The 11,366-nt window shown below is 38.5% G+C and carries 10 protein-coding genes; 8 read left to right on the top strand and 2 right to left on the bottom strand.

Annotated features, from left to right (window positions below):
- Window positions 1-105 precede the first annotated feature (105 nt).
- From ABFX33_RS01515 to ABFX33_RS01505, 3 genes are all read left to right on the top strand, one after another.
- Complete coding sequence (locus tag ABFX33_RS01515) at window positions 106-492, top strand: nuclear transport factor 2 family protein (protein ID WP_346083847.1); 387 nt, start codon at window positions 106-108, stop codon at window positions 490-492.
- A gap of 219 nt (window positions 493-711) precedes the next feature.
- Window positions 712-3,066 carry a hypothetical protein gene (locus tag ABFX33_RS01510; protein WP_346083845.1) on the top strand — a complete coding sequence of 785 codons (2,355 nt, stop codon included), beginning with the start codon at window positions 712-714 and terminating at the stop codon, window positions 3,064-3,066.
- A 193-nt stretch (window positions 3,067-3,259) separates the two neighbouring features.
- Window positions 3,260-3,706 carry a nuclear transport factor 2 family protein gene (locus ABFX33_RS01505; RefSeq protein ID WP_346083844.1) on the top strand — a complete coding sequence of 149 codons (447 nt, stop codon included), beginning with the start codon at window positions 3,260-3,262 and terminating at the stop codon, window positions 3,704-3,706.
- A 110-nt stretch (window positions 3,707-3,816) separates the two neighbouring features.
- Here the strand turns inward: ABFX33_RS01505 and ABFX33_RS01500 are convergent, their stop codons facing one another.
- Entirely contained in the window at window positions 3,817-4,779 is a 963-nt protein-coding gene (locus ABFX33_RS01500; RefSeq protein WP_346083843.1) for a hypothetical protein, read from the bottom strand.
- Between the two features lie 461 nt (window positions 4,780-5,240).
- On the opposite strand from ABFX33_RS01500, the gene ABFX33_RS01495 reads away from it, so the two are divergent.
- From ABFX33_RS01495 to ABFX33_RS01480, 4 genes are all read left to right on the top strand, one after another.
- Window positions 5,241-5,426 (top strand): hypothetical protein, encoded by a 186-nt coding sequence (locus ABFX33_RS01495; protein WP_346083842.1) that lies wholly within the window; start codon window positions 5,241-5,243, stop codon window positions 5,424-5,426.
- Window positions 5,427-5,601: 175 nt separating this feature from the next.
- Window positions 5,602-7,212, top strand: a complete 1,611-nt coding sequence (locus tag ABFX33_RS01490; RefSeq protein WP_346083840.1) for a tetratricopeptide repeat-containing sensor histidine kinase — start codon at window positions 5,602-5,604, stop codon at window positions 7,210-7,212.
- Window positions 7,213-7,229: 17 nt separating this feature from the next.
- A complete protein-coding gene (locus tag ABFX33_RS01485; protein ID WP_346083839.1) occupies window positions 7,230-7,895 on the top strand; it encodes a response regulator in 666 nt (221 codons plus the stop codon).
- A gap of 307 nt (window positions 7,896-8,202) precedes the next feature.
- On the top strand, window positions 8,203-9,138 hold the full coding sequence (locus ABFX33_RS01480) for a hypothetical protein (RefSeq protein WP_346083837.1): 936 nt from the start codon (window positions 8,203-8,205) through the stop codon (window positions 9,136-9,138).
- Window positions 9,139-9,188: 50 nt separating this feature from the next.
- Here the strand turns inward: ABFX33_RS01480 and ABFX33_RS01475 are convergent, their stop codons facing one another.
- Window positions 9,189-9,686 carry a tetratricopeptide repeat protein gene (locus tag ABFX33_RS01475; RefSeq protein WP_346083836.1) on the bottom strand — a complete coding sequence of 166 codons (498 nt, stop codon included), beginning with the start codon at window positions 9,684-9,686 and terminating at the stop codon, window positions 9,189-9,191.
- A gap of 213 nt (window positions 9,687-9,899) precedes the next feature.
- On the opposite strand from ABFX33_RS01475, the gene ABFX33_RS01470 reads away from it, so the two are divergent.
- Complete coding sequence (locus ABFX33_RS01470) at window positions 9,900-11,366, top strand: hypothetical protein (protein WP_346083835.1); 1,467 nt, start codon at window positions 9,900-9,902, stop codon at window positions 11,364-11,366.

The raw sequence follows: 11,366 nt of genomic DNA, 5'->3' as shown, positions 1-11,366 counted from the left end.
CACTCATGATAGCTTTATCATCAAATAAAAAACAAATAATTTCGATAAAAAACTCTAGTAAAAACATTCGCAGTAGCAGTTTTAATCGCAGTATCCACTTTCGCTATGGCAGCTGAAGGACCAGGTTCAAAATCTGAGAAAGCAACCATTAATCTTTCTACAGCAGACTTCGCCCTTGAGCATTATATTGCGGTTACGACCGAAGGTGAATCAGCAGGTGTAGAGCAATTGTTCGCTGCTGATTTCAACCAAAAGATCCAATCTTCCAATGCACAATCTCATAGCCGTGAAGCAGTGGTTAAATCTTTGAAAAAACAAAAAGGTGAGAAGCTAAACTGTACAGTTAGTACTGACATCATCGAAGATTCAGCAGATTATATGGTGGCTAAAGTGACCATGGAATTTGAAAACTTCACCAAGACTGACCTTGTGACTTTGGTACGCGAAGGCAACAACTGGAAAGTATCCAAATCAATCAATTCGTATAAATAGTACCTTATCACTGGTGGTTTGCCAGTCATAAAAGACAAACCACTAGTGAATCATATGTTTATTTAAGGCCACGTCGTGAGATGTGGCTTTTTCTGTTTTAAGCAATGCCATTTTTGGACTTTTCGGTTGTTTCGCTCTACCGATAACATAGCCTTAGTTTCCCTCATTTTGGTTCTTGATGAGGCCTATGTTTGTATAAGAATTTAAAACAACAATATTATGGCAAATCAATTTCTTATTAAAAACACGATGGCAGATCTGCGTGCTTTATCTGCAACCGAAATTACAGGATTAACAAATGGTACCTATTCAGGAGTACACCTTTTAGGCTATTACCAAGCTGGTGATACTCCTGATCCGATTGATTATTATTTATCTGCGACGACAGATTCCGATGATGGTGGTAGTGTTATCCTGGTGGGCGGAATCAAACTTGTACACTATTTCGCGTCGAAGATCGATGCACGTTACTATGGAGCCATGGCAAACGACCCGAATGATCAATCTGCCGTTATTCAAAAGGCAATAGATGCGGGTTCGAAATTGGCAAAAAAAGTATATTTCTCAGCGGGAGTATATATGATCAATGGACGGTATAATTCAGGTGGTAATGGTATTATGCTTAAAAGTGGAAGCGATATTGAAACCGATGAAAATACCATCTTTAAGGTAACCCCACAAACCTCAGGTGCCTATACCGCTTTTTCTATTGTGGAAGCAGATGGTGTCTACATAAATCGGCTCAACTTAATAGGTGATAAGGATGAACATAAAGCTCCTTCAGGAGCAATATATAAAGTTAGACAAAGTAATACAAATTACAATGTTGGGGATGCCGTTATCATTGAACAGAAAGGATTTGAAGTTGTAGCAGCGGGGATAACAGGTACAGTTGTACCAGATGTAAAATCAATTGAAACCATTGGTCAAACTTTTGTCGATACGGATCTCGATCAAAATGGAGACCCCATTCCAGGAGGTGTCATCTTTAAGCTTATCAGTGTAGGAGTCGGTGAATGGGGAATGGGGCTTTCTATTCTATCTTCCAAGAATGTTGAGATTGAAAATCTTAAAGTCACTAAATTTTGGGGTGATGGTATCTATATTGGTAAAAAATCAGATTTGACTACCAGTGAAAATATAACAATCAATTTTGCGGATATTTCCGATTGCCGACGACAGGGTATTAGCATCGTTACTGTAGATGGCCTATTTATGGATAGGATCAAAATAGATGCGATAGCTGGTGCACCGCCACAATCCGGTATCGATTTTGAACCAAACACAGCAACAGAGGTTATTAGAAAAGTTAAAATAAATGTGGTAGAATGCAAAAATTCTGCTGATTACGCTGTGGCCTTTGTGTTTCATAAATTAGCCGGTAGCAGTACGCCGGTCGATATTGAAATCGGAGAGATCATTGCTGAAAGAAATGGTGCATTAAGGATCAGTGGTGTCGATTATACCGAGAAACGAAAAGGGTTGGCCCGAATTGGTACGATCAGGTCTACAAATGCAAGGAATTATGCGGTAGAAATATACAATATTAAAAATGGAGTTGATGTACATATTGGTGATATCTATATTCAGAATGCAAATCAGGCCAATAATATCTACCCATATGGTGCTGGGGTCAGGATCTACGCAGCATCTGAAATAACGTTTGATCCCTCAGCTTTACCGACCCATTATAAGATAAATAATATCTATTCCTCCAGTTCAGACGGAAAGATGACTAAGATCATTGACGTCTATGAGCATAATCGAGGGATATTAGACCCTTCTGGTATCCAATTAGATATTACAGGAGAGGTGCAAGGCGAAGGTATACACCCTGAAAATACTAAGTATCGTATCAAAAGCGCAGGAAGTATACATTACGAAGGTCTTAGGAATAAACCAAATTCTGGTGACAATATCTCTTTGACATCTAATACGATGACGAAGTTAGATAATCGGGATTTCACCGCTGAAGCCACCTTTACACTCAATAATATGCCCGTTGGGTGGGAGATACGGATTGAGGTTGTAAAAGACCTACGAATCGGAGTCCGAGCATCTTTTGATTTTAGACTGTTCAACTTTCAACATCTTGAATCACGTGCTTTGACAAGCGCCATTGCGGGCAGTAGTATTTTGATTAAGCATATAGGTAATAATATCTGGGATATTAAATATATAAGCGGACGTTGGTATTACGGTACTGAGATCTTGCAAGATATTGTTTCCTATGCGACAGCTAATACGTCCGGATTAGTTCTTCTTGCCAGCGAACAGGAAGTTATTAACGGTATTAATCCCAGCAAAGTCGTCACCCCGGCTACGTTGCAAAAGAAAATTGCATCTGTTTCACAGTTGGGATTTGTTAGACAAACGACAGTGGTGACAGATGTGACTTTGTCAAACTCTACTAAAACAATATTGGATGATGCAACAGATTTAGCAACAGCAATAGCTTTGGTCAATGATATTAAAGCGAAGTATAACCAAGCTGTAGAACTGAATAATGAATTAAAAGTTAAATTAAATGCCAAACTAGTATCAGATAGGGCCTCAGGACAACAGGCCAGTTGAAAACAGGAATGACTTAACAGGCCATTATATTCAATATGGCCTTGTTTTCATTTTGTTTTCACCTCCTCATTCCCGTCATTCACCGAGTTTTCCTGTCCGTTAGTCTAAAGCCCATAGGCTAGGGGCGTATTGTGTTGTAGTTTTGAATCAACAAATAAGAACAAAACAACTAACACAATAAAATAAAGACATTATGAAAACATTAGTAAAAACATTCGCAGCAGCAGCTTTAATCGCAGTATCCACTTTCGCTATGGCAGCAGAAGAACCAGGTACCAAATCAGCAAAAGCAAACGTTAACCTTTCCACAGCCGACTTGGCACTTGATCATTATGTTGCGGTAACTACCGAAGGCGAATCAGCAGGTGTGGAGCAGTTGTTCGCTGCTGATTTCAACCAAAAGATCCAATCTTCCAATGCACAATCTCATAGCCGTGAAGCAGTGGTTAAATCTCTGAAAAAACAAAAAGGTGAGCGTTTGAACTGCGCAGTAAGCACCGATATCATCGAGGAGTCAGCAGACTATATGGTGGCTAAAGTGACATTGAAATTTGAAGATTTCACCAAGACCGATCTTGTGACTTTGGTACGTGAGGGCAGCGAATGGAAAGTATCCAAATCTATTAATTCATATAAATAGTATCCAATAATTAGTGGTCTGCCACAGCATTCGGAGGCAGGCCACTAGTGAATCATATGTTTATTTAAGGCCACGTCGTGAGATGTGGCTTTTTTATGAAGCTAACGAACCTAGTCCTTTTGTTTCTGCATGATTCCAAATTGAACATGTTGATTACTGTCTGGTGTTATACGGACATATGTATCCCAGATATGTTTTGTCACAGCTTTTAATGATTTATTGAGTTGGACTGGGTGATATCCTGGGCCCGTAAAAAACTCAACTTCGTTGTCGATTTTCGAGTACCAGATATTCCCAATGTCTTTCACTCCTAGGCTGTCAGGCTCTGTGATTTTACGGAAATGCTTCAGTCTATCCTGATCTAATCCAATAACCTGATACGCTTGCGTTTTATCTTGGCAATCGACCTGAATATATTTTTCGCCATTCCAGCACATGCAATCTTCGGGAGTCAAAAAATGTATTGTAATAAAAATGGCAACAATGAAAGATGCAGCTCCGGTAAATCTTAAGGTATGTTTATTTAAAAATGGCTTTTTTTGAGGGCCTGATTCATCTTTATTTCTTTGGCTTTCACCAGTTCCTTCTGGACTAATTACCTGACCAGTGTCAATATGGTCTATTTCCACAGTGGTTTTCTCATGATCTCCTTCCGAAATAACAGATTCATCTTGGCGATTACTTTTAAGGCTAATAGATGTGGAGGGCGCCTTTTTAGCATCATCTTCAACAGGCGGATCATTCTTTTCTAAAGGTTGGTCATTCTCAAATTGTACAGGTGTATCATCATAATTAAAGCGAAATGGTCGCGGTTGATAATCCACAAGTACAGCTAATAATTTGACAAGAAGCTCATCTGGGTTTTCTGTTTCACCTAAAATAAACTTCTGTAAAGCTCTTAACCATCCTGTTTTATACTTGTAGATAGCATCTTCTAAACTTTTTTCCTTTTTAAGTGGATCAAAGAATTTCTGTAAGACCTGAATATCGGTTTCTGGTAACTCTTCGGATAATCTAATTAAGCAGTAATCTCTCAAGTTTGCAGGTGAGGGGCTGGCCAATAATTCATCCATTTCTTGTTTTCTTTTCTTTTCCTCATAGAGGGAAAGAACCCCTTCTTTAAATATGTTAAACGTCGGCATGGCTACAAATTTAGGTTCTATTTCTATCGGTATTTACGGAATCCCGTAAGTCAACGTCTTATCAATATACCGGTATTTACGGAATTTTTAGAATTCTATCAGTCTTTCCCGTATTGTCGGAATCATTTGATAAAAAGGGTTTTAACAGCTATAATTTTGTTCTCGAAGTCAGATGATAGATCTTTTAAAATATACAACTAAGATACTAAACTGATTTCACAATGAGAAGATATCGCGGTAGACATTAGCCGGTTTGGGAAGCAGCTTCTGTCTCCCGCGATTGACACTCTTACTTCCCAAAAAATTCAGAAGGCCTTCTGAAAACATTTGTAGCAAACCCGTGCACGGAGCACGCGGACCTACTCAGTTTTTGACTTTTAATTTTTTGAGTTATGTGGAGTTTAATATTATATTTTTTGTTTGGAATCGGTCAGCCGTCTAATTCACAACCTAGCGCTGGAGCACCTACTGTTCAATCTGCAAGCGGAACGAACAATCCAAATAATCCGAACAATCCAGATACACCAGATGATGGCGATGGTGGAGATAAAGGAAATACGAGACCACCTAATAAATAAAATAAAAAAGGAGCAGGACAAAAACTGCTCCTTTTTTTGCAATGGACTTAAATCTTGCTTTATTGGTCAAAAATAAATACATTCGATTAAAATTTTGACCGTGCATAAATTAACTGTTGCTCTATTTTTAATAATTAATGCTGTATTCTCCTGCACGGAGGTTAAAACAGAAATAATGCAGCAACCTAAAAATGCTTATTTTGAAAAAGCAGTTGCATTGCTGGAAAAAGGGAATGCAGATAGTTCATTCATCTATTTCGAAAAAGCAAAAGATGAGTTTTTATTAGCTAATGATAATTTTAATGTAGCTCGGTGTTTGATCAATATGGGAGTCAATTTATATGACGCCGGCGATTTCTTTGGAGCCCAGGAAACCTCTCTGGAAGCTACTAAATATTTAGACGCAAAAATTGACAAACAAAGATCTTTGCTATGTCATCTGTATAATACAATTGCCAACGCAACAGATGAATTGAAGCATTATAATGAAGCTATTCCCTATTACCATTTGGCGATACAATATTCAACTGATTCAGTTTATACATTGATCTATAAAAACAATCTTGCTGTTTGCCTGAGAAATGCGAAGCGTTATATCGAATCTATTAAGTTGTCAGAAGAGATTTTAGCAAAAACGCCACCAGAGACTGCCGATTACGCTAAGTTTTTAAACAATCTTGCAAAGACCAAATGGATCGCTAACGTTTCTTATAACCCAGTTCCGCTATACCAAAAGGCATTAAATATAAGGATCAAAGAAAAGGACCAATGGGGAAAAAATTCTAGTTATGCTAGTTTAGCTAAATATTATGAAAATAACAATGCTGATTCTTCTATCCATTATTTAAATAAACAATATCAGGTAGCATTAGAAATAAATAGTGCTGATGATCAATTGAATGCATTAAGAGGATTGATCCAGGTGAATGGAACCTATTCCCAACGTTATTTGCTCCGTTATCTGGTATTAAATGACAGTATCCAGCAGGCCCGTGCCGCGGCCAAAAATCAATTTGCACTGATACGCTATGAAGTTGAAAAAAACAAAGCTGAAAATCTAAGACTAGAAAAAGAAAATACCGAAAAACAAAATAGACTTATCCGTCAACGTGCCATTACAGGGGCAAGCATCTTTTTACTCTTGTTGGCAGTAGGGGGTGGTACCCTTTGGTACAAGCGTCGCAAGCAACGGCTCGAACTCGAGGCAGAGAACAAGGTCAAAGAAACACAACTCCATTTGTCCAAAAAGATCCATGATGTCGTTGCCAATGGTATCTATCGTGTCATGTCCGAGATTGAACATAACGAAGATGTGGATCGTGATGGTGTACTCGACAAACTTGAAAATATGTACCATCAGTCTCGTGATATTTCGCATAATGTCGAACAGCAGACCATCACGGAGGTACCGTACAACGAACAGCTGGCCTCCCTGCTCAAATCCTTTGCTGCAGACCATCGCCGTGTACTGATCGCTGGTAACGATGCTGAGCAATGGATTGATGTCAGTAAACGTATTAAAGAAGAGGTAAAGCATGTGCTGCAAGAACTTATGGTCAACATGAAAAAGCATAGCCAGGCCGAACAGGTTGTGGTACGCTTTGAAAAAATAGATCAGCAGCTCACTATATATTATAAAGATAATGGTGTGGGAATGCCCGCCGAAAAGTCTCAGGGAAAAGGTCTGGCAAATACGGTTTCCCGTATTGAAAGCCTCGGTGGCAAAATTATCTTTGTCAGTGAACCGGGAAAAGGGCTCAGCATTACGACCAATATCCCACTATAATAAAAAGACAATAATGTATGTTTAAAAAAGTACTCATTGCCGAAGACCACGAGATAGCCAACATTTCAGTGCAGAAAACCTTGCACGACCTGGGTATTCACAATACCAAATACGTGTACTATTGTGATCATGCCCTTACCTGGATAAAAAATGCCATCCGCGATGGCGAACCCTATGATCTGTTGATCACCGATATCGAATTTGAAGACGACGATAGCCCACAGGAGATTAAAGATGGTCTTTCGCTGATCAAAGCCGTTAAGAGGGTACAACCCGATATCAAGGTTATTGTGTTGACCGCCAAAGACCGGTCGGCACTGATCAATGAGATGTTTCGAGACAATCAGATTGACGGACTAGTGCGCAAAGCCCGTCGGGACGGTCAGCATCTGCGCGAGGCACTCCAGATTGTTTTTCAGCACCGTACGTATCAGTCGCCCGATAGCAAGAAGTTTATACAGGAACAGAATTCGCACGAGTTTACCCAATTTGACCTTCATATCGTCAAATTGCTCTATGAAGGAATATCCCAGAAGGAGATGCCCGAATACCTTCAGCAGCGTGATATTCGACCATCAAGTCTCAGTAGCATCGAGAAACGGCTCAACCTGATGAAAGATGTACTCGGCTTTACCAAAAATGAACAGTTGGTGGCCCATTGTAAGGAACTGGGCTTTATATAAAAATATTTTTACCCCTTACGGTTTCCCGTAAAGGATCGTTATTGTATTGCATTAGGTTTGTATGGACGGATTTATAGCAGGAAATATATTTTTCGTTACATAAAAATATCCAATGCATTCAGGATATTTAGCGCTATATGTTAACCAATTTTATGAAAAGAGAAAGGCTATCGGAGGATAGCCTTTCTTTATTATTGGCATATTTCGTTCTTATAGCTGTTTTTTAGAAAAGGAACTAAATTGGATTATTTTTTTTATCTTACAGATAAATTTTCGATCAGCTCGCTTATCTAAATAATCAATTCGTATGAAAAAGTCTTCAAAGCTAATATCCATCTTCTCTCTCCTTGCGTTGTCATTTGGCTTGTTCATATTCAATTCCTGTTCTAAAGAAGACATTACTCCCAAAGAAGGTTTAATCGCGCAGGACCTTAAGAGTCTAACCTTAAATACGGGTTTTACAGATGATATCATTCCTATCAAAGCAGATAAATGGGCTGTTTCTTATGTCAAAGATGCACTTACAGGTGAGATCTTGAAAGATTCGATGGGCAATGCGCTCAAATTGGAAAGTGCGGGGACCGTTGAAATTGAAGAGGGATGGTTAACCTTGGGAAAAACGGCCAGCAATGAGCTAAAGCTCACACTGCAAGAAAATTTCAGTGACCAGCCGCGGAATTTTGTGATAGGCATCCAATCGTCCGATAGACAGGATGAAATAAGTTTTAGCCAATCTAGGGGTGATGAATACGAACTGATCAATAAGGAAATTAAAGAAATAGAAGGTAGTCGCAAAATATATGTTAGCAGTGAAGGGTGCAGTTCTCTGACAGTAAGAAATGATTCGGATCAGGAGAAAAATGTAGAGACGCTTGAAATCTTTAAAGACGTCAAATACAGCTCTGAATTTTCGAGTAATAGTTACGGTGCTTTTGACTGGATCAATAAAAAAGATGCAAGCATTTTTATGGATGAAGTATTGATAGATGATGTTAGTCATTGGCAGGGGAAAGTCCTCTATGTCAAAGGGAAGACATTTGAAAATTATATCAAACCGGGAAATAGCCAAACATTATCGCTCAAACCACATCGGAGCCTCTCTGTTCGCGGTGAGTTTACCTACCTTGAGCGAAGCTGCAATTATACCTTTACCATAAAAAATAAAAATTCAGGGCACCGTTTTAATGTCAAGGGTGTCTGGAAGCAAAAGGTCCCGTTGATCTCCCATACGATAATAGAATAAGCAGATCGTTAAATAAGCCATATTTTATCTGTATGTTACGGGACATTTACTTAGCTTGGTTCATTATTTTTATTTGAAAACGTATTGATTGAATTTAGCGCATAGTAAGCGATTCGGTTGTCGGGGTATTCTTCCAGAATTTCTTCGTAGAGTGCTTTCGCTTTTTCTGCCTGCATTGTCTGTGAATAACAAAATGCGATATTACAGAGTCCCATTTCCCGATAGCACATTTTTGAAGAACTCAATACCGTAATTACACGGTACTTATCCACCCATTTGTTTCTTGTAAAATAATCAACACTCTTTTTAAAATGGGCTATTGCCGTTTCAAAGTCGTTTTGTTTGAGTGCTTTCATTCCTTTTCGATGGCTTTTAGGGACGGTCATTCGTAATACAATTGCTAAAATGGAAAAGATAATGACGCCGATGAAAACATCATCCGTCTGAAAGATATATTCGAAAGCGAATAAAAAAGCCAAGGTTATCGCAAATACAATTGCAAATGCAGGCCAGGATATTTGTCGAACAATAGGAACATTTGAACTCATATTATGAAGATCTAATTTTGGTTGTCATGTAATACTAAATATACTGAAAGCCTCGCAAAGTCTTCCTTCTCCGTGTTGTTTTTATATTAAGTTTTGCACAAAGACCAATTTGCTCAATTCTTAATTGAGCCTTTACGGGAAACCGTAGAATTAGCCCGTATTCATCCGCTAGATTTGCTGTCAACGTAGACTAATCGTTTAAATTAATCTAACATGAAGATAAACAAATACGGAATAATGGCATCGCTGGCTATTTCATGCAGTATCCTCCACAACAGCTGTGGCTCAAAATCAAAATTGTTTGAAAAATTGGAGGAATTGAGCATAGATGGTAAACTGGATTGCAAAGATTTGGAGCATTTTACACAGTATGTTCAGCAGAACAAAGAAGACCGATCTTTTAAAAAATTAATTAAGAATGGTCAAGCAGATAAAATAGCGATCCAAAGCTATATGCACAAAAATGCGAATAAAGCTAAACTGAATATTGATCAATGTGGAGAAGTGAAAACAGCAACCAATTTCGCCATCTATTTAGAAAATTCAGCAAGTATGGATGGTTATGTCAATGGTGTATCGAACTTTGAATCCGTCTTGTCAGATGTAGTGATTGGTCTAAATTATCATTATGAGAAGAGCAACATTAAGTTCAATTTTATTAACTCGGAAATTTATCCTGTAGAAATTACAGATGTCAATAGTTTCTTTAGCTCCTTGGAGCCGGGTAAAGCTCCTTTTAAAGTTGGTAATCAATTTGTTTCCGAATTAAATCAATGCTTTGAAAAGGTCTTGTCGGAGACGAAGGATAACGGGGTGTCCATTTTCGTTTCTGATTGTATCTACTCTTTGGGAAAAGGACGTTCTACGCAGCAAGGACTGATTTTAGAAGAAAATATGACCAAAAGTGCATTTATGCAACGTTTGAAGAAATCAGATCTTTCAACGTGCATCCTTCAGTTTACTTCTGGTTTTAATGGCACGTATTACGATTATAATAATCAAAAGACCAAATTACGGCAGGCCGAGCGACCTTATTATATCTGGATAATAGGAGCTGATAATAGCGTTCAGAATCTTCTCAGCAAAGTTCGGTTTACTGACATGAAAGGCTATCAAAATAGTTATTTCCTAACAGGGATTCAAGGGACGGAGCCCTCCACTCAGTATCTATCAGGTACAAATAGAATTGGACGAGCAGTATATCGCTCTCAAGAGCCTAACGATATCAAGGATATCCAATTTGTGAATGGTGTATTTCAATATAGTATTGCCGCAGATATGAGTTCTTTCCCTGATAGAAAGTCCGTTCTTGAAAATCGCAATTACGCCCTAAGCCCAGGGGCAACACTGGTCAGTGTTCAAGAAATTCCGGCCAATAACCGGCCTACTTTAATCCATCAAAACGATTGGCAGCGTATTAAAGACAATAAATTCACCCACCTGATCACAGTAAAAGTCAATCAAAAGGAATTTCCTGATGAACTGACTATTGCTTATAAAAATACCATGCCCTCCTGGGTGGAGAGCTCTTCCAATACGGACGATTCCGCTATCAGCCAAACCACACAACAGACTTTTGGATTGCGTAATCTGATTCACGGAGTTACTGAGGCTTACAAAACGTATAACAACAATCAAGACATATTATTTCAAATTAAGTATAACCTAGCAATTAAGTAA

This window comes from Sphingobacterium ginsenosidimutans (assembly GCF_039536865.1).
GTDB classification, from domain to species: Bacteria; Bacteroidota; Bacteroidia; order Sphingobacteriales; family Sphingobacteriaceae; genus Sphingobacterium; species Sphingobacterium detergens.
This window is presented reverse-complemented; position numbering and strand designations above follow the sequence as displayed.